The sequence below is a fragment of the Cognatishimia maritima genome, assembly GCF_900129685.1.
Lineage (GTDB): Bacteria > Pseudomonadota > Alphaproteobacteria > Rhodobacterales > Rhodobacteraceae > Cognatishimia > Cognatishimia maritima.
The window spans coordinates 16134-39086 of the sequence record NZ_FQWM01000007.1 but is presented as its reverse complement, the minus strand read 5'-3'; the positions used below and the strand labels follow the sequence as shown (position 1 = coordinate 39086).

The window sequence follows — 22953 nt, the reverse complement described above, 5'->3', positions numbered from 1 at the left end:
GTTTCCAGAGCGGAACCCAGAGGAAATCATGCAACATAAACGACCGTAGGGGTGATAATTGGAGCAAATTCGCACGTTTGGTTGTGCAGGATTCAGCCTTTTGGTTCTGGAAAGGAATCAAACGGCGACATCAATTCTGGAAAAATCCGCTCAAGCTCTTTCAGGAAGTTTGTGGAGCGCACTGGGTCCCGCTTCCAAGCTGAAGACTACAGCAGGACATCAAGCCGTTGGCGGCAACACCACCTCGTCCATGCCCTGCTTGAGTTCTTCAATATCGTTTTCGTTCTTATTGAGGAGGTCAGCCGCGCGTTGGCGGGCGAGGTTAGGATCTCGATCACGGATGGCTTCGGCGATCCACAGATGGTCAGGAATATTCCGAATGAACCCTTCGTTGGCATTGGTGAACAGGTTGAAGTTGCTGCGCAGCAACCGTTCTATTGCTTGCGCCAAAGACCGCAAAAGGGGGTTGCCGCTCGCCTCGAGCAGGGCCTTGTGATACTCGGCATCCCAAAACACGGACAATTCAACGTCGTCGGTGTTCTCAACCATCATCTCATAGCATTCAAACAAGCGTAGGATTTGTTTTGAGCTGGCCTTACGTGCGGCGAGCGCGGCGGCTTCTGGCTCAATGATCTTGCGAAGTTCTGAAAGGGCCGCGATCAGTTTCTCGGACGTGCTTTTTTCGTCAATCATCCAGTCAATGATCTGCGCGTCCAGCAGGTTCCAATCCTCGGCCGGTCGCACGCTGGTCCCTTTTTTGCGAGCAGAGACCACCATGTTTTTGCCCGCAAGTGTCTTAACCGCCTCGCGGACGGCATTGCGGCTGGCACCGAATTCATCGATCAGGTCTTGTTCGAAGAGAAAGGTTTCTTCGGGGATGTATTTCCCCGCAACGATCCGCCGGCCCAACGCATCAACAATGCGCTGTGTGATGTTCTGACCCTGAGATCGTTCAAGTCCGGCCATAATCAGATCCACCCGGCATGCACAGGGAAGACGCCCGATGTGCACATGCGCGAGTCCTCAGAGAGTAGGAAAGTCACCATATTGGCGACGTATTGCGGCTCTATGTACTCTTGCAGGCATTGGCTGTCGAACACTTCGCGTTCTAGGTCAGGGGTGAGCCACAACTCAACCTGACGCGCAGTGCGCACAAATCCCGGCGTCAGGCAATTGACCCGGATTTTCTTTGGCCCCAATTCGCGTGCGAGGCCGTTGGTCAGCCCTTCAATACCCGATTTGGCCGACACATAGGCAGGCATGCCCGCCATGCCAACGCGCCAACTGATCGACCCCATATTCACAATCGACCCACCGCCTGCTTTGGCCATGCCCTCTGCCACAGCCTGCGCGGCGAAAAATTGGTGGTCCAGATTGACTGCAAATGCTTTGCGCCAGAACTCTGGCGTGACGTCCTCGGTCAGGTGCCGGGTGTCATTTGCGGCGTTGTTCACAAGGCCACGGATGGGGCCAAGCTGTTGTTCCAAATCTGAAATCGCCCCCTGGAAGGCAGTTATGTCTGTGATGTCGACCTGCCGAAACACCGGTCGATGGCGCGCATCAGAAAGAGCATCGCAAAGCACTGCGCTGGCGTCGGCGTCGATATCGATGAACGACACCCGCGCACCCTGCGCGACCAACGCTTCCACAATGCTTGCGCCAATACCACTGCCGCCGCCCGTTACAAGAATGTGGCGATCCACAAGGCTTGGATAACGGCCGAATGCTTCGGTTTGACTTGCCATAGATTGTCCTCCCTTGCGCAATGCACCTTTGCTGCTTGCGTTGCCGTAAAGTGACATCCCTTGTTTGGATTGTCCAGTTAAATACTACTTGAAAAGTTTTCAAATCCTACTTAACAATTTTGGTGTGAGATTCGCCAAACGATTCTCACAAGATCACCGCAGACACGTGCCGGGTGGAGGATCCGCCGATGTCGCAGACGGGTATTGATATTGGGAGGACTACGAATGAAGACGAAAACGACACGCGCATTGCGTTCCACCGGAGCCGCAATTGCAGCCCTTAGCCTCGGCGCGTCTTTTGCGCATGCGGAACCAAAGACCAACATGATGCACCAATGGGCGCAAGGCTCTGAGGCGGCAGCCATCGCCAAACTGGGCGAAATGTTTGAGGCCGCAGGCGGCACATGGGAACAGACTGCGATCTCTGGCCATACGTCCAACACGCTTGCAAAGCTTCGGTCAGACGTTGTGGCGGGCAATGCCCCGGCGGCGGTTCAGTTGAAGGGCCCTGAAATTGCAGAATGGAACGCCACAGGCGCGACAGCAAATCTGGACGCAACTGCGGCAGAGCAAGGCTGGGACGACGTGGTAGCGCCGGAACTGCTGACGGTGATGAAGCCAACCGGCAACTGGGTGGCCGCACCGATGAACATTCACCGCGTGAACTGGCTTTATTCCTCACGTGAGATTTTGGACGATCTGGGCATCGACGTGCCGAAAACCTGGGCCGAATTCAACGCGGCCTGCGATCAGATCGTAGCGGCAGGCAAGACCTGTATCGCCCATGGGGCGGCGGATTGGTCTGACACGACAACCTTTGACAGCGTTGTCTATGGCATGGACCAAGACCTGTATCGCAAAGCCTTCCAAGAAGCCGACCTAGAGGCCCTGCGCAGCCAAGGCATGATCGACGCCTTTGCGCAGCTGCGCAAGATGATCGGCTACATGGATGACGGCATCAATGGCCGGTCCTGGGAAGAGTCCATGACCATGACCATGACAGGGGAAGCGGCGTTCTTCCTGATGGGCGACTGGACGGTTGCGTCTGCAAACCTTGCAGGCTTTTCAGAAGACACCGACTATTACTGCACCCAAACCCCGGTCGATTGGGGCGGCAACGGCTTTATCCTGAACTCGGATTCGGTTGTGTTCTTTAAGCAGAACGATCCTGACTACGTCGAAGGCCAGAAACTGCTGGCAGAGATCATCATGTCGCCAGAGTTCCAAGCGACCTTCAACGTCGCCAAAGGGTCGATCCCGGCGCGGACCGATGTTGACCTTTCTGTCGGTGGGTTCACCAAATGTCAGCAACAGGGCCTCGAGGACCTGAAAGCCTCTGTGTCTGAAGGTTCTTTGGTGCGCTCTATGGCGCATAACATGACCGTCCTGCAGAAGTATCGCGGCGCGATGATGGAAGTCATCACAGAGTTCGTGGCCGACGACAGTATCTCACCGGAAGAAGCAGCCAATCAGTTGGCTGACGCAGTCGAACTGCAAATGTAACCTCCCTGTTGCCCCGGCCTTCGTTGTGAGGTCGGGGCACGTTTTGAAAGCCGCAAGGTCGGAGGGTCACCCGTGCAGGCACATACACCCAATTCACAGACATCACAGGCCAGTTTGGGTCAGCGTCTGGCCAATCTGACGCCCCAAATGGTTCTGGCGCCGACGATTTTTCTGGCGTTTGCCTATGTGGTCGGCTTCTCGATCTGGACGATCTGGATCTCCCTGTCGACGTCCACACTATTGCCTGACCCGACCTACCAGGGCTTTGAGGAATACGCCAAGCTTTGGGGCAGCAAACGCTGGACCGTTGCTTATCAGAACCTGTTCGTTTTTGGCGCGCTATACGTGGTCGGCTCTTTGGCTGCGGGCACAGTTCTTGCGGTTCTGATCGACCAACGCGTCAAGTTTGAAGCCGTCTGGCGCACAATCTACCTCTATCCGCTGGCAATCTCTTTCATCGTAACGGGCACCGTCTGGCGATGGATTTTCCACCCTAATACGGGTGTTGAGCGCGCCCTGCACGACATGGGCTGGCTGGCTGCGAAATTTGACTGGATCACAGATAGGGACCTTGCCCTTTATGTGGTTGTGATCACGGGCATGTGGCATGCCTCTGGCTTTGCCATGGCGCTGATCCTCGCGGGCCTGCGTTCGGTGGACGGAGACCTTGTCAAAGCCGCGCAAATCGATGGGGCTTCGATGCCTCGAATTTACCGCAAGGTCGTTCTGCCAACCATTTGGCCGATCTTCATCGCGGTGACGGTGGTGCTGCTGCAATTTGCGATTAAAACCTACGATCTCGTTGTGGCGCTGACTCAGGGGGGGCCGGGCGTCGCAACAACTGTCCCCGCGATCGTGGTTTACGATTTGATGTTCCAACGCGGACAAATCGCGCAGGGTGCAGCAGCAGCCGTTATGATCCTTGTGGCACTGGCCTTTGTTCTGGTGCCCTACGCACTCTGGTCAGCTTGGCAATCTCGTAAGGAGGGCGCGCGTCATGGCTGATACGTCAACGCACGAACAGTTCGATCCCTTGGCCACCGGAGGCATGCGCCGTCGGATCACGTCAAAAGGCATCGTCTATGGCGCGCTCAGCGTATTTGCGCTGATCTACATCGCGCCGCTTCTGATTATCCTGCTGAACACCCTGCGCCCACTCGAAGACATCGTGCGCACTGGTTTCATTGCCTTGCCCGATGCAGAAACAATGACTCTGCGTTATTGGGGTGAAGCTTGGGGTTCCTTCTGTATCGGCGGCACCTGCGAAGGGGTGTCGCGGTTCTACAAAAACTCGCTTTTGATGACGATCCCGGCGACCATCCTGTCCACCATGATTGGGCTGTTGAATGGGTATATCCTGTCGAAATGGCGCTTTCGGTATGACGGCCTGATCTTTGGCTTGATCACGCTGGGCGTCTTCATGCCACAGCAGATGACCCTACTGCCATGGGCCTTCGTGCTGGGCAAGTTGGGACTGTCAAACACCATCGCCGGTCTGGTTTTTGTGCACACGGTGCAAGGGATTTCCTTTACCACGCTCTTTTGCCGCAACTATTTTGTCTCGATCCCCGACGATCTGATCAAAGCCGCGCGCATCGACGGTGCCGGATTCTGGCGGATTTTCCGCAGGATCATTCTGCCGCTATCCCCGCCCATCGTGATCGTGACCGTGATCTGGCAGTTCACTGGTATCTGGAATGAGTTCCTCTTCGGGACAGTCTTTACCTCGGGCGGGAACCAGCCCATCACCTCTGCCATCGTGGCCTTTTCAGGCAGCGGCACGGGGGAGCGGCACTACAATATCGAAGCCGCCGCCGTCATCATGGCCGCCCTGCCGCCTCTGTTCATCTACATCGCTGGGGGCAAGTACTTTGTACGTGGCCTCACCCAAGGCGCCGTCAAATAGGAACCGCTTGATATGTCATCTCTTACCATCAAAGACCTGCGCAAAAGCTACGGAGAAGTCGAAGTTCTGACGGACATCAATCTTGAAGCCGACAGCGGAGAGTTCATCGCCCTTGTCGGGCCATCTGGTTGCGGGAAATCCACCCTGCTAAGCATCATCGCAGGGCTGGAAAGTGTCACCTCTGGTGAGGTCAAGATCGAGGACCGTTTGGTCAACAACGACGCGCCCAAGGACCGCGATATCGCCATGGTGTTCCAATCCTATGCGCTTTACCCAACCATGACCGTGCGCGAGAACATGACTTTTGGCATGGAGTGCCGCAATATCCCCAAAGCCGAGCAAAAAGACACCGTCGCACGGGTTGCTGACCTCTTGCAGATCGGACCGCTGCTGGATCGTAAGCCAAGCCAACTCTCTGGCGGGCAGCGCCAACGGGTCGCCATGGGCCGGGCCTTGGTGCGTGATCCGAAGCTGTTTCTATTTGACGAACCGCTGTCAAATCTCGACGCCAAACTGCGGATCGAAATGCGGTCTGAAATCAAGAAGCTGCACAATCGCGTTGGCAAAACCACCGTTTACGTGACCCACGATCAGGTCGAGGCGATGACCCTCGCCAGCCGCATCGCGGTGATGTTCAAGGGTGTTTTGCAGCAGTATGACACGCCGAAAGAAATCTATGAGCGTCCGCGCAACAAGTTTGTCGCTGGCTTCATGGGGTCACCAACGATGAACTTCTTGAATGCCAAGGTCGTGCAGAGCGACGCTGGTTTTGGCGTGACGATCGACGGCGGCGACGGGACCATTCTGCCGCTGCCTGCGGACCACACCGCCAATCTGGCTGCCGGGCAATCAGTGATTTTCGGGGTCCGCCCCGAACACTTTAACCCGGTGCATGCGCATCGGGGGGATACCTCTGCGCGCATGAAAGTTCTGGTGGATATGGTCGAACCAACGGGCGCGGAGACGATCTTGATGACTACGGTCGCTGGTCAGGATGTTGTTGCCAGCGTCGAACCGGACGACGCCCCGAAAGAGGGCGAAACCATCGAATTGGCGATCAACATGAGCAAGGTCTGCCTGTTTGATCCCTCAACCGAACTGCGTCTCTCTGCTTAACGTCACATCGCAAACTGCGGGGCTATTATGAAACTGCGATCTCAAGAATGGTTCGACAACCCGGACCACCCGGATCTGACGGCGATTTATGTCGGGCATTACCTGAATTTCGGCCTGACGCTGGAGGAGCTGACCTCTGGCAAGCCGATCATCGGCATCGCCCAGACCGGCAGTGACCTTAGCCCATGCAACCGCCACCATATCGAGCTGGCCAAACGTGTCCGTTCTGGCATCGAGGCCGCGGGTGGGATTTGCATGGAGTTCCCCGTGCATCCCATTCAGGAAACCGGAAAACGACCAACGGCATCGCTGGATCGCAATCTGACTTACCTTAGTCTGGTGGAGTGCCTGTTTGGCTATCCATTGGATGGGGTTGTCCTGACGATTGGCTGCGACAAGACCACGCCAGCGCTCTTGATGGGGGCGGCGACGGTGAATATTCCGGCTATCGCTTTGTCTGTTGGGCCAATGCTGAACGGCTGGCACGGCAAAGAGCGCGCGGGCACGGGATCGACCATCTGGACTGCACGCAAACAACTTGCCACGGGCGAGATTGATTTTGCCACCTTTATGGAGATGGCAACGGCGTCGGTTCCTTCGGTTGGGTTCTGCAACACGATGGGCACCGCCAGCACGATGAACAGCCTGGCTGAGGCGGTCGGCATGCAGTTGCCGGGATCGGCCTCCATCCCAGCACCCTACCGTGAACGCGGCCAGATGGCCTATGCCACCGGACGTCGCATCGTCGAAATGGTGCACGAGGACCTCAAGCCATCTGACATCATGACGCGCGGCGCCTTTGAAAACGCCATCGCCCTGAATTCAGCCATCGGCGGCAGCACAAACGCCCCGATCCACATGAACGCCGTGGCTACGCAGATGGGCGTTGATCTCAGCACGGACGATTGGGAACAGATTGGCCATGAGATTCCCCTGCTTTGCAATGTGCAGCCCTCGGGGGACTATCTGGCCGAAGATTTCCATCGTGCCGGGGGCGTACCTGCCGTGTTGTCCGAATTGCTTGATGCCAAAGCCCTGCCCCATCCAGAGGCGATGACCGTATCAGGCCGCCCGATTGCAGCGCTTTATCAGGGCGCAAAGATCGTCGATGAAGACGTCATCCGCAGCTTTGATGCACCGCTTAAACCCGCATCGGGTTTCCTGAACATGAAAGGCAACCTGTTTGACAGCGCGATCCTGAAAACATCGGTGATCAGCCCAGATTTCCGGCAGCGGTACCTGTCCAACCCGGATGATCCCAATGCGTTTGAGGCCCGTGCCATCGTGTTTGATGGTCCCGAGGATTACCACGCCCGGATCGAAGACCCCGCGCTGAAAATTGATGAAAACTGTGTTCTGGTGATGCGCGGCGCGGGCCCATTGGGGCATCCCGGGGCGGCAGAGGTGGTGAACATGCAGCCGCCCGCAGCGCTGATCAAACGCGGCATCTCGGAACTGCCCACCTTGGGCGATGGGCGGCAATCCGGCACTTCGGGCAGCCCATCGATCCTGAACGCCAGCCCCGAGGCAGCGGCAGGCGGCAATCTTGCCTTACTGCAAACCGGTGACGGGCTGCGGATTGATTTGACCAAACGACGGGTCGACCTGCTGATTTCCGAGGAGGAGATGAGCAAACGCCGAGAAGCGCTTGAGGCGGCGGGTGGTTACCAGATGCCCGCGAGTCAGACCCCGTGGCAAGAGATTCAGCGCGGCATGGTTGGCCAGTTGAATGAAGGCATGGTTCTGAAACCGGCCCCCAAATATCAACGGATCGCTCAAACCTTTGGCGTGCCCCGCGACAATCACTGACGGCTTCTACCGGGTCAGGCTGTGGCGCGGCGTCAGTGGAAATCTCGGCTTGGAAACAACCGCTTGGCCTGATCGCGTGGGTGCATGGCCCGCGCAGGATAGCGGGCTTGTTTGGGCGTATCGTCGGCGCGCGGGCCTTCGGTGGTCAGCGCCTCGGGTTGGGGGTGACCCAGATCTGACAGCATATGCGACAGGTCCTGAATGTCCTGTGCGATCAGGTGCACCACGATGCCTTCGCGTTGCAAATAGCCTTTGACGCGCAGCAATCGCCCCCCCATCACAATACGCCGGAACTGCTCATAGACCTTGGGCCAGACCACGATATTGCTGACCCCGGTTTCATCCTCAAGCGTCAGAAAGATCACCCCCGAGGCCGTGCCCGGCCGCTGCCGGGTGATGACAAGGCCGCAGACACTGTGCTGACCCAGCGGGATGTCGGGCAAGGATGCGTGGGTCACCAGCCCCGGCAGGCTGGGACGCAAAAGTTCCATCGGATGCGCGCGCAGGGTCAGGCGGGTGGTCACGTAGTCTTCGACCACCTCTTCGCCAAGCTGCATATTGGGCAGGATGACATCCGGTTCCTGCACCCCTTCCCCGTCAATCGGGTCATTAAACAGCGGTAGGGGTTTGGGACTTTGGATCGCTTTGACCTGCCAAAGCGCGTCGCGCCGTTTGAGACCCGTGTCGGCAAAGGCATCGGCCTCTGCCAGACGTGCCAGCACGTCAGGCCGCAGCCCTGCCCGCAGCCACAGCGCCTCTGGGTCCGGGTAGCCATTGCCACGCGCCGCAACGACCCAACCCGCATCTTCTTCGCGGAAGCCTTTGATCTGCCGGAACCCCAGCCGCAGCGCCAGCGCGCCATCCGAGCGGCGCTCTAGCGTGTTGTCCCACTCAGATTGGTTGATGCAGATCGGGCGCACCTCGATCCCGTGTTCGCGCACATCCCGCACGATCTGTGCGGGCGCGTAAAACCCCATCGGCTGCGAATTCAGCAGGGCGCAGGCAAAGATCGCCGGGTGATGGCGTTTCAGCCAGGCCGACACATAGGCCAGCATGGCAAAAGCCGCCGCATGGCTTTCGGGGAACCCATAGTCGGCAAAGCCCTCGATCTGGCCAAAGCACCGTTCCGCCACCTCAGGACTGTAGCCATTGGCCAACATACCCGCGATGAATTTCTCGCGGTGTTTGCCAATGGTGCCCATGCGCCGGAACGAAGCCAGCGAGCGGCGCAGATGGTCGGCCTCTTCTGCCGAGAACCCCGCCCCGACCACGGCAATTTGCAATGCCTGTTCCTGAAAAAGCGGCACGCCGAGGGTGCGTTTGGTCACGGCCTCCAATGCGGGACCAAAGGGTTCGATCTTTTCCTGCCCATTGCGGCGGCGGATATAGGGCTGCACCATATCCCCCTGAATAGGCCCGGGCCGCACAATGGCGACCTCGATCACCAGATCATAGAATTCGCGCGGGCGCATCCGGGGCAGAAAGTTCATCTGTGCCCGGCTTTCCACCTGAAACACCCCAACCGCGTCCGCACGGCACAGCATGTCATAGGTCGTTGTATCCCCCTGCGGGATCGTGGCGATGCTGTGGGTGATGTTTTCATGCTGCTCTAGCAGGGCAAAAGATTTGCGAATGCAACTCAGCATGCCCAGCCCCAGTACATCGACCTTTAGAATACACAGCGCATCGATGTCGTCCTTGTCCCAGCAAATCACCGTGCGATCCTCCATCGCGGCGTTTTCAATCGGTGCGAGTTCGTCCAGCCGCCCGCGCGTGATGACAAAGCCGCCCACATGCTGCGAAAGGTGGCGGGGAAAGCCAATGACTTCGCCGATCAGGCGGATGGTCTGCATCAGGCGGCGGTCTTCGGGATCAAGGCCCAGTTCGCGGATGCGGTCCAGATCAACGCCACCGTCGCTTAGGCCCCAGATCTGCCCAGAGAGGCCCGCCGTGACATCCTGTGACAGCCCCATGACCTTGCCGACCTCACGAATGGCGGCGCGGGTGCGGAAATGGATCACCGTTGCGCAAAGCCCTGCCCGGTGGCGGCCATATTTTTCATAGATCCACTGGATCACCTCTTCGCGGCGTTCGTGTTCGAAATCGACGTCGATATCCGGCGGCTCACCCCGATGTTTGGACACGAACCGTTCAAACACCATGGCGATCATATCCGGGCTGACGTCCGTGATGCCCAGAAGGTAACAGAGGATCGAATTCGCCGCCGAACCGCGCCCCTGACAGAGGATGCCCTTGGATTTGGCGAATTGCACGATGTCATAGACGGTCAGGAAATAGGCCGGAAAATTGAGGTCTTTGACCACGGACAGTTCTTTTGCCATCAAGTCCAGCGCGCGGTCCGGAGGGCCATCGGGATAGCGGCGTTTAAGCCCCTCTTCAGCCAGCCGCGTCAGCCGTGCAAGCGGGGTTTCGCCATCGGCTTCTTCGTGCGGGTATTCATAGGACAGCTCTCCCAGATCAAAGCTGCAGCGGTCGGCGATTTCCAAGGTGCGACGCAGGGCGGCGGGGTGTTCCCGAAAAAGACGTGCCATGTCGGTGCCGGATTTCAGACGGCGTTCAGCATTGGGCAAGGCGCGGGTGCCGATCTGATCGATGGTGATGTGCTCGCGCATGCAGGTCAGCACATCGGCCAATTGCCGGCGGCTGGCCCGGTGCATCAGCACATCCCCCAGCGCCACCATCGGCGCCGAGGTCTTTTGCGCCAGCTGCGCGCAGGCCGCCAGATAGCGTTGATCCCGCCCATCATAGGGCGGCACCGCGCCCAGAAAGACGTGGTTGGGAAATTGTCGTGCGATGGTGCGGATATCATCCCGTGCAGAGGTCAGCCCGCCCTGTGGAATTGCGATCAGGATCATACCTTTGCAACCCGCCATGACATCTTTGGTATAAAGCGTGCACTGCCCCTTTTCCGCCCGCCGCTTTCCAAGGGTCAATAGCCGGGTCAGGCGCTGATAGGCCGCGCGGTCTCGTGGCAGGGCCAGCCATTCAACGCCGCTGTCCTGCAGAACCAGGCGACAGCCCACGATCAGCTTGGGAAAGCGGGTCACTGCGGGCCGTTCCAGCAGATGCCGCAGGCCCACGTCTTGCCGCGATGAGGAATCCTTTTTCTGTTCAGACCGGATCTGCAGCGCCTCTTGGGTTTCTCGCTTCAACTCTTTCAAAGCCGACCATGCACGCACCACCCCAGCCAGAGAATTACGGTCCGTGATGGCGATGGCGGACAAACCAAGTTCGGCGGCACGCAGCACCAGTTCTTCGGGATGAGAGGCCCCCGTCAGGAAGGTGAAATTCGTGGTCACACAAAGTTCAGCATAGCCCTGTCCGGCGGCATCGCTATTTTGTGGCTGAGGCCTCACCACATCGGTGGATGGCGTTGTGTGATTGACCGGTCTCATGCAAATTCCCCCTGCACAAACCAACCGGGATTTTGTGGCGTGTGAAACAGCCAAAGCCGCCGCCCCTGATGGGTGTCGACCTGCCAATAGTCCCTCAGGCCCGACCGCCAGTTTTCGTCCTCCAACCACCATTCCGGCGCGATCCGTTCCGGTCCGGTCACCCGCGCCGTGCTGAGCGACATCCGCCGCCAGCGAAAGCGTTTGGGAGGATGTGGTCCGGTGGCGGCCATTGCCTCGGCAGGAAAGAGGCAGATCGGTCGGGATTGCCCCATGCCCCAAGGCGGCGCTGGGTCCGAATAGGCCGCAGCGGCCAATAAAAAACTGCGTTCGGGAATATGGCTATCGGCGGGCAGAAACCGCAGGATGCTTTCCAGCCCGATCCGCGTCCCAAGGCGCGAAATCAGATCATCTACTTGATCCTTGCTCCCATCCGCGACATGGCTGATCTGTTTGACGGGCACGACTTCGACCTGCGTGGCTTCAAGCCGCATTTGGTCAATGCCGAAACCGGCGTCGATCTCGGACAATCCGCGTTCAAACAGCGGCAATATACGCTGCGCATCCCGCAACGCACGGGCCAATCGCAACTCGACCTGCTGGTGCCCCTGATCGACCCGGCGCAGGGTCAGGCACAGTTGGCGCGCGCCCATCTCTTGGTCTTTCAACTTGCTGCAAAGCTGCTGCAACAGCCGCTCGGTGCCCGCCGTCACATCGCCAATCAGACCAATGGGTTCGGGCAGCGTCATGCGCACCGCATAATGGGGCGGCGGTGCATGGGGGGAAATCTCTTCTCCGAGGTCGCCCAGCGCCTGATCAAGTCGCATCAAAAGCGAAGGCCCAAAGCGGCGGGTCAACGGGCCCCGCGCCGCCCCGGCCAAATCGCCGATGGTGCGCAGCCCCAGACGCTGAAGGGAGAGCGACGTCTTGTCGTCAATCCGCAGCGCGGCCACCGGCAAGGTTTTTATGGCCGACAGCGCCGCCCCCGATGGGGCCACGCCTTCGCCATGGCGCGCCAATGCCCAAGCCGCGCCGCGCGTGTCAGCAAGCCCCAACTGCACCGACACCCCTGCCCGCATTAACCGCGCGCGCATGTCCGCCAGCAGCGCCGCCTCGCCGCCGAACAGATGGGAGGACCCGGTGATATCCATCACCAAACCATTGTCCTCTTCCAGCCCCACCCAAGGGCAATACCGCTCTGCCCAGCGCACGAGAACACGCAGAAACCGCTGATCTTGTTCTGGCGCGGCCTCTTGGCTTTGCAACTCAGGACAAAAGGCCCGCGCGTCGGCATAAGACATCCCCCGATGCAGCCCCTCGCGCAGGGCGGCGTCGTTCAGGCAGTAAATCCGGTTGGCATTCTGCTGTTTCAGCGTCAGGACAAACGGCCCCTCAATCGGACACAGCCGTAATACCCGGTCACTTGCGAGCCGGGGAAACCAGACCGAAACGAGGCGACGTTGAATCCCGTCGAACATGCAGACACCAAATGTTCCCTATTTGTTCTTTATAAAATCATGGGAATACAGAGTCGAGTCAGAGGTGGGCATTAAAACCGAAAGAGACACGCAGAAACCCACCCTGAAAGGGACATAAATCCTTCGTTCACGCAACGTTCAATAGCGCGCGAAAGCGTCAAAAAAGAAGAGACTTCCCATCACGTCCGACTTGCGCTACTAAGTATATAGTAATTGCCGTGGAGATCAAAATTGGTACGTCGCCGAAGTGAAATGCTCACAGATGTTGAATTGGAGTTCATGGTCGCCCTGTGGGAGATCGAGACCGGTTCCGTGCGCGACGTGATGGCAGTACTCGAGGGCGACATCAAACGCGCCTACACTTCGGTTGCAACTGTATTGAAGATATTGGAAGACAAGGGATATGTCAGCTCAGAGCGTAAAGATCGCAGTCTGATCTACAGCCCCGTCATCCAACGAGCAGACTATGAGGGAAGGTCCCTCAAGAATTTGTCAGACTCTTTGTTTGGAGGAACACCAACCGCGCTGGTGGCACGGCTGGTGGATAACGAAGACCTGACGGACGAAATGATCCAGGAAATAAAAGAGATCATCGATACAAGGATCAGAAAGGATGACGGTTGATCAAATCGTAGGGGGGGCGATCTGGATCCAATTGATGATCCTGTTGGCCGCACTGGTTTTTGCAGTGTTTGAAGGGATACTTTGGTTGTCTGGCAACAGACGCCATTTCCTGACGCGACGACGTTTGGGTGTTGCGACCATCGCATGTCTGAGCACCCTGCCCTTCATTATGCCGTATCTCTCTAAGACGTCCTATGCCGCGTCGGTGAACGCCACCGACGTGATCGTTGCGCAGGTCCTGAAAGGCAATATTGGCATTTCAGCGATTGAGATGAATAATCTCTTCCAGATCAAAGCCCGAGTGATGGAGCAACTGACAACGGGTCGCACCTTGGTTGCGCAGTTGGTGATTGCAGCCTTCCTATCTGCACTGATCCTGCGCCTTGGCTATATACTATTGAATCTCTGGCGCGTCCGCCGTTCCATCTATCAAGGCCGCGTACTGCACCGTTCGCGCCGCATGAAACTAATCATGAGCCCACATATCACGGTGCCGTTCTCGACGCGTGGGCTGTGGTACTACTACATCGTTATCCCGCAGGGATTTGGCGGCGATCGCAAAGCGATGCAAATGTCGCTGGGTCATGAAATGCAGCACATTCGTCAAGGCGATGTGGATGCTGAGGTACTGCTCTCTTTCCTCTCTCCATTGGTCGTATTGAACCCCGGCTTCTGGTTCCTTTCCAGCCGCTTGCGGAAGCTGGGCGAGTTGGCGTGTGATCGCGCCTACCTCGCGCGCAGCGGTTTTGACGCGCATGGCTATTCTCTACGCCTACTCAGCATTGCGCGCCAAAGCCTCGCGACACGTGCGCAACCAACGGCGCTGGGCGTACCTCTGGTCGGGCGCAGCATTCCATTCATCGGTCGTCGCTCGATCCTGAAAGAGCGCATTCTTGAGATCGCGCATGATCAGGAAGACCCGAAGCGTGAGACGATCTGGTTCGCCTTTGCTTTGTCGGTGTTCATGGCAGCAGGAGTTCTGTTCGGGGCCGCTGCTTTGGCTGAACCACCAGAGTGGAGTCATGATCGGATCATGCTATCGACCGTGGCGAATTTGGATCGATTGAATGAGCTGAATACGTTGGCTCAGCGGAGTTGGTGAGGCTCGTCTGGCCGGTCTGGGATTTTCTATTTCTTTCTTCCTACAGGTCGATCTGAGAACCCAGATTATTATCCTCGCGATGACGAAGGTCCGTTTGAGCCCCAAATCACCGGATGCTGCGAAGAGTAGGAACGGTGGCTTTGCAACTCGTTCCATCCCAAATAGTGTAGGCGCATGAACGAATTTCGAAACGCCAAACCTACCGACGCAACGCGCTGCTTTGAAATAGAGACCGACGCCTACGAAGGTGACGAGGCAGCGACCCTCGAAAAAATTTCCAAGAGGATAGAAATCTACCCCGATGGCTTCCTAATTCTTTTGGTAGAAGGCGAGATAGTTGGCTTTGTGAATTGCGGATGTGCACATGACGTCGAAATGTCTGATGAGGAGTTCAAAGAGCTTGTTGGGCATGACCCCGATGCTCCAAATGTGGTCATAATGTCTGTCGTTGTTGATCCCGCGCATCAGGGAAAAGGTCTATCACGTGCATTGATGGTCGAATTCGTCAGGCGTATGAAAAGGATGGGTAAATCCACAATCTATCTCATGTGCAAGGAGCATCACGTCCCACTCTACGAGAGATTTGGATACAGCTACTTACAGCCATCCGCTTCCGACCACGGAGGAATGACTTGGCACGAGATGTCTATGAAGCTTTGAACCAGTCAATTGGTTAGTCAGTACGGAGCGGACATTCAAATTCTCAACGGGATAGTCCGCTTCGTCCCGCTAAGCGGACATAAAAAGGCCCGACGAAAACGCCGAGCCTTTGCGAAAGGTCTGAGAAAAGCGGAAACTCAGACTTTCCAGAAAGCGATGATCCCCCACAAAATCGCCAATCCCAAAGGCACCCAAAGGGGCATGCCAAAGAGGCCAATCCAGAGCAGGAAGATATAGCTTGTCCCCAGACAGGTCAGGAACAGGCGATCTCCTCGAGTGGTGGTGAGACCCAGAATACCTTGACGTTCATCCCCACCGGGGTTGCGGATTTCCAGCATGACCAGAATGCCAATGGCGCTGAAAATTCCGATGAAAACGGCCGCTGTTGGCCAGGTCCATGCCATCCAACTCAGCATATCAAACCCTCCCCATCGCGAAGCCCTTCGCGATGTAATTACGGACAAAGTAAATCACGATGGCCCCCGGAATGATGGTCAATGTCCCGGCCGCCGCGAGAAGCCCAAGTTCATAGCCCGCGCTGGAGGCAGTTTTGGTCATCGTGGCGGCAATTGGTTTGGCCTCCACGGCTGTCAGGGTTTTCGCGAGCAGCAGTTCCACCCATGAGAACATGAAGCAGAAGAATGCAGCGACGCCTACCCCGGCTTTGATCGTTGGGATGAAGATCGCAACAAAGAAACGTGGGAAGCTGTAACCGTCGACAAAGGCTGTTTCGTCCAACTCCTTTGGAACGCCGCCCATGAATCCTTCCAAAATCCACACCGCCAGCGGAATGTTGAAAAGACAGTGTGCGAGAGCCACCGCAAGATGCGTGTCAAAGATGCCCACAGCCGAGTAAAGCTGGAAGAAGGGCAAAGCAAAGACAGCAGCAGGTGCCATCCGGTTGGTCAGCAGCCAGAAAAATAGCTGCTTGTCACCCAGAAAGCGGTATCGACTGAAGGCATAGGCTGCCGGCAAGGCCACCGCGATGGAGATCACCGTGTTGATCGAAACGTAAAGGATCGAGTTGATGTAACCCCAATACCAGGTCGGATCGGTGAAGATCGTTTTATAGGCCTCCAAGGTAAACGTCTGAGGGAACAAAGAAAATCCCGACAGAATTTCATTGGTGGTTTTGAAGCTCATCGCGACGAGCCAGTAGATCGGCAGCATCAGGAAGAAGATGTAGAGAATGGGAACGAGAGATCGTTTTTGCATGTGATCGCCCTCCTTAGTTCAGATCGTCTTTGGTCATCAGCGTGTAGAACAGCCAAGACACCAAAAGCGTGATTGCAAAGTAAATCAGAGACATCGCTGCCGCCGGGCCAAGGTCAAACTGCCCAAGGGCGATTTTCACGAGGTCGATGGACAAGAGCGTGGTCGAGTTGCCAGGCCCGCCGCCGGTCAGAACAAACGGCTCTGTGTAGATGTTGAAGCTGTCCATAAACCGCAGCAGGATCGCGATGGTCAGGACGTTCTTCATCTTTGGAAGCTGGATGAAGCGGAAGACGCTCCAGTTGCTGGCGCCGTCGATCTTGGCCGCCTGATAGTAGGCGTCTGGGATCGAAACGAGGCCTGCGTAGGCCAGCAGAACAACCAGCGAGGTCCAGTGCCAGACGTCCATGGTGATGATGGTCACCCAGGCCGCCACAGGGTCTTGGGTCATGTCATAGTTGATGCCCAGAACGTGGTTCAGGAAGTAGCCCATGAGGCCAATGTCTGGCAGTGCAAAGATGTTCCACATCGCACCAACAACGTTCCAAGGGATCAGCATCGGCAGAGCCATCAGAACCAGACAGACCGGCACCCAGAAGCCTTTGCGCGGCATAGAGAGCGCGATGGCGATGCCCAGAGGGATCTCGATAATCAGGATCAATGCGGTGAACATGAACTGACGCCCAAGCGCCGCGTGGAAGCGATCAGACCTAAGTATCTGTTCAAACCATGTCAGGCCTTCCCAGAAGAAAAGGTTATCGCCAAAGGTTTCCTGTACCGAGTAGTTGACCACCGTCATCATCGGGATCAAAGCGTTGAAGGCAACCAATAAGAGGACCGGCAGGACAAAGAACCATGCCTTTTGGTTTTCGGTTTTCATGCTGCATCCTCCCCAGTCGCAGTGCTTTCAGGAACAACGTCAGTCGCAAGCCACCCGTCCGCATAAAGGCGCGTTTGGCTTGGTTTGAATTGCAGATGAACGATGTCGCCTTTGGCAGGCGGTGCACCATTCAGGATCGCGGAGACGCGATGCTCGCCGACTTCAACGTCAACAACTGTGTGTTTGCCAATGTCAGAAACCTTGCGCACATGTGCTTCGATGCCTGTATCGCCAAGACCCACAAACTCCGGACGAATGCCCACTTCGAGCTTGCCAGAGGTGCCTTCTTTTATTGGCCCTTCCAGTTCGACCGGATGCCCATAGAAATGAGCGACACCGTTTTTAATCTCAGCAGGCAGAACATTCATGCCTGGAGAGCCAATGAAGTGGCCCACAAAGGTATGGGCTGGACGCTCAAACAGTTCCACAGGTGTGCCAACCTGAACCACTTCGCCGAGTTCCATAACAACAACCTGATCCGCAAAAGTCAGGGCTTCGGTCTGGTCATGGGTCACGTAGATCATGGTGCGACCAACGCGCTGGTGCAGTTCCTTGAGCTTGGTGCGCAGCTTCCATTTCAGATGCGGGTCGATCACGGTCAGTGGCTCATCAAACATCACAACGTTCACGTCATCACGTACGAGGCCACGACCCATAGAGATCTTTTGCTTGTTGTCCGGGGACAGGCCCGCCGCGCGGCGGTCAAGCATGTCGGTGACTTCCAACATCTCAGCGATTTCATAAACACGCTGATCAATGGTCGCCGGGTCCACGCCCCGGTTTTTCAGCGGAAACGCTAGGTTCTCGCGCACCGTCATCGTGTCGTAGATCACCGGGAACTGGAACACCTGTGCAATGTTGCGCTGATCAGGCGTCGCCGTGGTCATGTCGTTGCCGTCAAAGAGGATTTGCCCCTCAGAGGGCACCAACAGGCCCGAGATAATGTTTAGCAAAGTGGATTTGCCGCAACCAGATGGCCCGAGCAGCGCGTAGGCGCCGCCGTCTTGCCAGTCTAGATCGACTTCTTTCAAGGCAAAGTCCTGTGGCCCCTTTGGATTGGTGTAGTAGGAATGCCTGAGATTTTTAAGTGTGATTTTGGCCATAATGTCCCCCTAGGCCACGCGATTTCCGTCGAGTGCAAAGTAAAGGCACGCGTCGGTGTTCATGTAGAAAGTGTGATCTTCACCCAGGCTGTAAGGATGGGTGCCATGCGCCAGGGAAACCCAACCGTTGTCGCCAAACTCAAAGTGCGCGGAACTTTCAGAACCGGACAGCTCAGTCACGCCAACAGTACCCGTCACGGCCACGCGCGCCTCAGCAGAGACGTTTGGCAGCACATGGTTTGGGCGAATGGCGACGGTGTAGTCACCATCAGTCAGCCCCGCGGCATCACCAACAGCGGCCCAAGAAACCTCGCCCAAATGAAAGGCGCTGCCCTGCTTGCGGACGGTGGCGTGGTTGATGGGCGGATCAGAGAAGACCTGCGCCGCCATCAGGCTGCTTGGCGCGCGATAAATCTCAGCGGTTGGGCCAAATTGCGCGACCTTGCCGTCCACCATCAGCGCTGTTTCACCACCCAGCAAGAGGGCTTCTTCAGGTTCTGAGGTCGCATAGACAACCACAGCGCCGCGATCGGCAAAGAGTTCAGGTAGCAGCTCGCGTAGTTCTTCACGGAGCTTATAGTCGAGGTTCGCCAGCGGCTCATCGAGAAATACTGCCTGGCTGTCTTTGGCAATCGCACGCGCCAAGGCGCAGCGCTGTTGTTGACCGCCAGAAAGCTCATGCGGGCGACGATGCAGCATTGGGCCAAGCTTCAAAATATCAGCGGCTTCTCCCACGCGCCCTTCAATTTCTGACTTCGACATGCCAGCCACGCGTAGCGGGGAGGCGATGTTGTCAAAAACCGTCATGTGTGGGTAGTTCACAAAGAACTGATGCACGAGGCTAATACGCCGTTTCTGTGTGTTCAGTTTCGTGATGTCATTGCCATCCATCACAACCGTGCCGGATGCGATGGGGTCAATCCCAGCCATCATCTTGATGAGGGAAGTTTTGCCTGCGCCCGTTTCGCCGAGCAACACGTTGAAGTGACCTTTTTCCAACGTCAGGCTGGTGGGTTTGATGTGCGTCACACCCCGCACCACCTTGGTGATATTGTTCAATACAAGTGCCATTGTGCACCTTTGGATTTGGAGAGTGCCGTTTCCGGCTAAAGCGGCTGGGGCCTCGCGGACCCCAGCCTTGGCCTAGCAACGGGGAGTTGCTGCTAGCGGTTAGTTAGAGTTCCAGCGCGCGACGAGATCGTCGTATTTCACGGTTTCACCCTGTGGCTTTTCGTTCGCCAGTTTTGGCTTTGCGCCGCCGTTTTCAAACCACCACTCGGCGTCACGCTCTTCGTTCAGACGAGGACCGCAGCCGCCGTAGACGTTCTGAGCTTCGTCCGCACGCTGCATACGGGCCATAGTGATGTCCATTTCCTCAGCCAGACGATCCATCGCCTCTTGCGGAGTAAATGCACCGGAGTTCACATCACCAATCTGCTGCCACCAGATCTGTGCCAGCTTTGGATAGTCAGGCACGTTCACACCGGTTGGAGACCATGCAACACGGTCAGGGGAGCGGTAGAACTCAACCAGACCGCCCAGTTTTGGGGCACGTTCAGTGAAGGACGCATGGTTCACGGAAGAGTCGCGTGTGAACGTCAGACCAACGTGGGATTTCTTCACATCAACGGTCTTGGACGTCACGAACTGAGCATAGAGCCATGCCGCTTGTGCGCGCTCAGATGGTGTGGACTTCAGGAAGGTCCAAGACCCCACGTCCTGATAGCCAACCTTCTGGCCTTTTTCCCAATATGGGCCATGCGGAGATGGAGCCATGCGCCACAGTGGGTTGCCATCGGCATCCACCGTGTTGTTGCCTTCAGACTGTGGTTTCACCATGTCTGCAGTGAAGGCTGTGTACCAGAAGATCTGCTGCGCGACGTTGCCTTGGCTCAAAGCTGGCAAGGACTGATAGAAGTCAAAGGAAGCCGCACCAGGAGGGGCATAGTTCCGCAGCCATTCGTCCCATTTGCGGATCGCATAGACCGCTGCTGGGCCGTTCGCCGCACCACCACGCGTTACGCTTGCGCCGGCTGGGTTACAAGACCCCGCTTCCATGCGAATGCCCCATTCGTCGATTGGAACACCGTTTGGTTCCCCCTTGGAGCCAGCGCCTGCCATAGAGAGCCAGGCATCGGTCATACGCCAACCCAAGTCAGGGGCGCGTTTGCCATAATCCATGTGGCCGTAGATGGCGGTGCCGTCGATTTCTTTCACATCGTTAGAGAAGAACTCAGCGATATCTTCGTAAGCGGACCAGTTGACTGGAACACCCAGATCATAGCCGTATTTCGCTTTGAAAGCCTGCTGGAAGTCTTCGCGATCAAACCAGTCTTTGCGGAACCAATAGAGGTTCGCGAACTGCTGGTCTGGCAGCTGATAGAGGTCACCGTCTGGGCCGGTGGTGAACTGGGTGCCCATGAAGTCGTCCAAATCCAGAGTCGGGGACGTAGTGTCTGCCCAGTCACCCGCCATCATGTCGGTCAGGTTGTAAGCCAGCTGCAAACGAGAGTGTGTGCCGATCAAGTCGGAGTCATTTACGTAACCATCGTAGAGGTTGCGCTTGGTCTGCATCTGGGTTTGCACCGCCTGAACAACCTCACCCTCGCCGAGGATCTGGTGGTTCACTTTGATGCCAGTGATTTCCTCAAAGGCTTTCGTCAGCACCTCGGCTTCATAGCCGTGTGTTGGAATGCCTTCGGACAAAACGTTGATTTCCATGCCCGAATAAGGCTGTGCTGCCTTGATGAACCATTGCATCTCAGACATCTGCTCATCTTTGCTGAGCGTGGATGGCTGGAATTCGGTATCAATCCAACGTTTGGCTGCCGCCTCATCGGCATAAACCGAGTGTGTACCCGCAATTACGGCAGCCGCCGCCACTGCGGAAAGAAGATACGTCCGCATCTTTTCCTCCCAATGTAACTATTTTTACCAGCCTTGGCCGGTTTCACAAACGTGACAAACGAATCAAATTTCGTCAACTAAAAAATTAGTAGATAGATTTTCGCAAGACAAAATTTCCCCAAACCACTGTTAAAACTATATTTTTTACATCTTTTCTCGAACGCCAATGGGCGCGATGCGCGACAGTCTCCCTGTGAATCATCGAGTTTAAGACATCTAAAAATGCGTTTCGCATTGCTACATCTCGCAAAAACCGATCGCAAAGATCAGCCTGCGGACGATCCATTTCGAAGTGCACAGTGTCAGCTTCACGGCCTGAGCGTCATCAAGCTCTGGATGAAATTTTGTAACGCTGCATGCCCCCAAATTCCATGCCTGAGATACACAGGCCCAGCGACGCATTGGAGGAGGAAAAAAGCAAAACCCAACATAAAACCACAAAAGGATGCCGCTTAGTTGAGCTGAGACTGCCCTAACCACGGGACCAGATCACGATGCGTGATCAGCCAACTCACGAGGAAGGACAACGATCCATCGCGGGAAATTCCTTTGAAATCATGTATGGCGGGAACCTGACGCTCGCTCAGGAGCAAGCAAATGTTTGCTTTGGGCAGTTTCAAGTTCTTCAGACGACAAGTTCCGATCAAAACATAACAGTTCGTCGGCTTAAGCCGCCATTTGACAAAACCTCATGAAAGTCTGTTACTTAAGGCAAATTTGGAGGCGTTCAGATGCCAATGTCACAACATGCGTTGCAAAACACGTTCACTCCACTCGAGCTGAAACGGATCTGCTCAAGCCACTTCTTCGGTGCTTTGCCTGATCAGCTGCTTAGGTCCATTCTTTCAAATTCAGATCGCATTCACATGAGTTCGGGGGAGGTTCTTTTTCATAAAGGGGACACCGTCGACGGCGTATATTGCGTGCTTTCAGGTACAGTCAAACTATCAATCAATCAGATCGATGGTCGCGAAGCCGTCATCGAAATCTTTCACGAAGGTCACAGTTTTGCTGAAGCGCTTGCCTTCAATGACGCAACCTATCCGGCGACAGCATCGGCACTGCAAGACAGCGTTGTGCTGCGCGTGCCCAAACCAATTCTAAAGCAATCCATCTTGCAACAGCCCGAAACCGCAGAGGCGGTGCTGGCGGGCATAGTGCTACATTTGCACAAGCTTGTTCGGCAAATTGAAAGTTTGAAAACCAACTCTGCGCAGGAACGCTTGGTGCAATATATCCTCACCGCGACCGACGATCAGCAAACTTCAGCGCGGCTTGAGGTGCCTTTTGAAAAGAAAATTCTGGCAGCACTGTTGGGCGTCACACCGGAGACATTGTCGCGGCTTTTCAAACAATTACAATCGCATGGTGTCAGCCTGGAAAAGAGAGTCATCACGGTCCGTGACCGAAAGGCCTTAATAAAACTGTCTTCGGAATTCCTTTAGGCTCCCGTTCTTGACTTTGATCAAGAGCGATTTCGGCGTCCTGATTTAAG

General features: G+C 56.3%; 19 protein-coding genes. 9 read left to right on the top strand and 10 right to left on the bottom strand.

What is annotated here, in order from left to right; all coding sequences use genetic code 11:
- Positions 1–219: 219 nt before the first annotated feature.
- Positions 220–966 (bottom strand): FadR/GntR family transcriptional regulator, encoded by a 747-nt coding sequence (locus tag BUA39_RS13690; RefSeq protein WP_072793785.1) that lies wholly within the window; start codon positions 964–966, stop codon positions 220–222.
- Between the two features lie 2 nt (positions 967–968).
- Positions 969–1745, bottom strand: a complete 777-nt coding sequence (locus BUA39_RS13685; protein ID WP_207546234.1) for an SDR family NAD(P)-dependent oxidoreductase — start codon at positions 1743–1745, stop codon at positions 969–971.
- A gap of 225 nt (positions 1746–1970) precedes the next feature.
- Between BUA39_RS13685 and BUA39_RS13680 the strand changes: the two genes are divergently transcribed.
- The 5 genes from BUA39_RS13680 (at position 1971) to BUA39_RS13660 (ending at position 8079) form a co-directional block, all read left to right on the top strand.
- Entirely contained in the window at positions 1971–3248 is a 1278-nt protein-coding gene (locus BUA39_RS13680) for an ABC transporter substrate-binding protein (RefSeq protein ID WP_072793783.1), read from the top strand.
- Between the two features lie 72 nt (positions 3249–3320).
- A complete protein-coding gene (locus BUA39_RS13675) occupies positions 3321–4253 on the top strand; it encodes a carbohydrate ABC transporter permease (protein ID WP_072793782.1) in 933 nt (310 codons plus the stop codon).
- Positions 4246–5154: a carbohydrate ABC transporter permease gene (locus BUA39_RS13670; protein ID WP_207546233.1), complete on the top strand. Its 909-nt coding sequence runs from the start codon at positions 4246–4248 to the stop codon at positions 5152–5154. Before BUA39_RS13675 ends, BUA39_RS13670 begins: the two co-directional genes overlap by 8 nt.
- A gap of 12 nt (positions 5155–5166) precedes the next feature.
- The gene (locus BUA39_RS13665; RefSeq protein ID WP_072793781.1) at positions 5167–6270 is read left to right on the top strand and encodes an ABC transporter ATP-binding protein; all 1104 of its coding nucleotides are present in this window, start codon (positions 5167–5169) and stop codon (positions 6268–6270) included.
- Positions 6271–6297: 27 nt separating this feature from the next.
- Positions 6298–8079 (top strand): IlvD/Edd family dehydratase, encoded by a 1782-nt coding sequence (locus BUA39_RS13660; RefSeq protein ID WP_072793780.1) that lies wholly within the window; start codon positions 6298–6300, stop codon positions 8077–8079.
- Positions 8080–8111: 32 nt separating this feature from the next.
- On the opposite strand, the gene BUA39_RS13655 is transcribed toward BUA39_RS13660, so the two are convergent.
- Together BUA39_RS13655 and BUA39_RS13650 are read right to left on the bottom strand one after the other, a co-directional pair.
- Complete coding sequence (locus BUA39_RS13655; RefSeq protein WP_072793779.1) at positions 8112–11495, bottom strand: error-prone DNA polymerase; 3384 nt, start codon at positions 11493–11495, stop codon at positions 8112–8114.
- Complete coding sequence (locus BUA39_RS13650) at positions 11492–12970, bottom strand: Y-family DNA polymerase (protein ID WP_072793778.1); 1479 nt, start codon at positions 12968–12970, stop codon at positions 11492–11494. The genes BUA39_RS13655 and BUA39_RS13650 overlap by 4 nt, the downstream gene beginning before the upstream one ends.
- 231 nt (positions 12971–13201) lie before the next feature.
- Between BUA39_RS13650 and BUA39_RS13645 the strand changes: the two genes are divergently transcribed.
- The 3 genes from BUA39_RS13645 to BUA39_RS13635 all read left to right on the top strand — a co-directional run bounded on the left by BUA39_RS13645 (position 13202) and on the right by BUA39_RS13635 (position 15356).
- A complete protein-coding gene (locus BUA39_RS13645) occupies positions 13202–13594 on the top strand; it encodes a BlaI/MecI/CopY family transcriptional regulator (protein WP_242648607.1) in 393 nt (130 codons plus the stop codon).
- Positions 13584–14696, top strand: a complete 1113-nt coding sequence (locus BUA39_RS13640) for a M56 family metallopeptidase (RefSeq protein ID WP_072793776.1) — start codon at positions 13584–13586, stop codon at positions 14694–14696. Before BUA39_RS13645 ends, BUA39_RS13640 begins: the two co-directional genes overlap by 11 nt.
- Positions 14697–14870: 174 nt before the next feature.
- Positions 14871–15356, top strand: a complete 486-nt coding sequence (locus BUA39_RS13635) for a GNAT family N-acetyltransferase (protein WP_072793775.1) — start codon at positions 14871–14873, stop codon at positions 15354–15356.
- A gap of 137 nt (positions 15357–15493) precedes the next feature.
- On the opposite strand, the gene BUA39_RS13630 is transcribed toward BUA39_RS13635, so the two are convergent.
- The 6 genes from BUA39_RS13630 to BUA39_RS13605 form a co-directional block, all read right to left on the bottom strand.
- Positions 15494–15772 (bottom strand): DUF2160 domain-containing protein, encoded by a 279-nt coding sequence (locus tag BUA39_RS13630; protein WP_072793774.1) that lies wholly within the window; start codon positions 15770–15772, stop codon positions 15494–15496.
- Between the two features lies 1 nt (position 15773).
- Positions 15774–16571 carry a carbohydrate ABC transporter permease gene (locus BUA39_RS13625; RefSeq protein ID WP_072793773.1) on the bottom strand — a complete coding sequence of 266 codons (798 nt, stop codon included), beginning with the start codon at positions 16569–16571 and terminating at the stop codon, positions 15774–15776.
- Between the two features lie 13 nt (positions 16572–16584).
- A complete protein-coding gene (locus BUA39_RS13620; protein ID WP_072793772.1) occupies positions 16585–17448 on the bottom strand; it encodes a carbohydrate ABC transporter permease in 864 nt (287 codons plus the stop codon).
- Positions 17445–18551 (bottom strand): ABC transporter ATP-binding protein, encoded by a 1107-nt coding sequence (locus BUA39_RS13615; protein WP_072793771.1) that lies wholly within the window; start codon positions 18549–18551, stop codon positions 17445–17447. Before BUA39_RS13615 ends, BUA39_RS13620 begins: the two co-directional genes overlap by 4 nt.
- A 9-nt stretch (positions 18552–18560) precedes the next feature.
- A complete protein-coding gene (locus tag BUA39_RS13610; protein ID WP_072793770.1) occupies positions 18561–19622 on the bottom strand; it encodes an ABC transporter ATP-binding protein in 1062 nt (353 codons plus the stop codon).
- 99 nt (positions 19623–19721) lie between these two features.
- A complete protein-coding gene (locus BUA39_RS13605) occupies positions 19722–21458 on the bottom strand; it encodes an ABC transporter substrate-binding protein (RefSeq protein ID WP_072793769.1) in 1737 nt (578 codons plus the stop codon).
- Between the two features lie 731 nt (positions 21459–22189).
- Between BUA39_RS13605 and BUA39_RS13600 the strand changes: the two genes are divergently transcribed.
- A complete protein-coding gene (locus BUA39_RS13600; protein WP_084604989.1) occupies positions 22190–22903 on the top strand; it encodes a Crp/Fnr family transcriptional regulator in 714 nt (237 codons plus the stop codon).
- The last annotated feature ends 50 nt before the right edge of the window (positions 22904–22953 follow it).

Excerpts from the sequence above, each read along its gene's own strand:
- BUA39_RS13685 (WP_207546234.1), bottom strand. The coding sequence starts at position 1,745 with ATGGCAAGTCAAACCGAAGCATTCGGCCGTTATCCAAGCCTTGTGGAT.
- BUA39_RS13620 (WP_072793772.1), bottom strand. The coding sequence starts at position 17,448 with ATGAAAACCGAAAACCAAAAGGCATGGTTCTTTGTCCTGCCGGTCCTC.
- BUA39_RS13625 (WP_072793773.1), bottom strand. The coding sequence starts at position 16,571 with ATGCAAAAACGATCTCTCGTTCCCATTCTCTACATCTTCTTCCTGATG.
- BUA39_RS13610 (WP_072793770.1), bottom strand. The coding sequence starts at position 19,622 with ATGGCACTTGTATTGAACAATATCACCAAGGTGGTGCGGGGTGTGACG.
- BUA39_RS13660 (WP_072793780.1), top strand. The coding sequence starts at position 6,298 with ATGAAACTGCGATCTCAAGAATGGTTCGACAACCCGGACCACCCGGAT.
- BUA39_RS13630 (WP_072793774.1), bottom strand. The coding sequence starts at position 15,772 with ATGCTGAGTTGGATGGCATGGACCTGGCCAACAGCGGCCGTTTTCATC.
- BUA39_RS13690 (WP_072793785.1), bottom strand. The coding sequence starts at position 966 with ATGGCCGGACTTGAACGATCTCAGGGTCAGAACATCACACAGCGCATT.
- BUA39_RS13665 (WP_072793781.1), top strand. The coding sequence starts at position 5,167 with ATGTCATCTCTTACCATCAAAGACCTGCGCAAAAGCTACGGAGAAGTC.
- BUA39_RS13650 (WP_072793778.1), bottom strand. The coding sequence starts at position 12,970 with ATGTTCGACGGGATTCAACGTCGCCTCGTTTCGGTCTGGTTTCCCCGG.
- BUA39_RS13680 (WP_072793783.1), top strand. The coding sequence starts at position 1,971 with ATGAAGACGAAAACGACACGCGCATTGCGTTCCACCGGAGCCGCAATT.
- BUA39_RS13615 (WP_072793771.1), bottom strand. The coding sequence starts at position 18,551 with ATGGCCAAAATCACACTTAAAAATCTCAGGCATTCCTACTACACCAAT.
- BUA39_RS13605 (WP_072793769.1), bottom strand. The coding sequence starts at position 21,458 with ATGCGGACGTATCTTCTTTCCGCAGTGGCGGCGGCTGCCGTAATTGCG.
- BUA39_RS13640 (WP_072793776.1), top strand. The coding sequence starts at position 13,584 with ATGACGGTTGATCAAATCGTAGGGGGGGCGATCTGGATCCAATTGATG.
- BUA39_RS13635 (WP_072793775.1), top strand. The coding sequence starts at position 14,871 with ATGAACGAATTTCGAAACGCCAAACCTACCGACGCAACGCGCTGCTTT.
- BUA39_RS13600 (WP_084604989.1), top strand. The coding sequence starts at position 22,190 with ATGCCAATGTCACAACATGCGTTGCAAAACACGTTCACTCCACTCGAG.
- BUA39_RS13655 (WP_072793779.1), bottom strand. The coding sequence starts at position 11,495 with ATGAGACCGGTCAATCACACAACGCCATCCACCGATGTGGTGAGGCCT.
- BUA39_RS13670 (WP_207546233.1), top strand. The coding sequence starts at position 4,246 with ATGGCTGATACGTCAACGCACGAACAGTTCGATCCCTTGGCCACCGGA.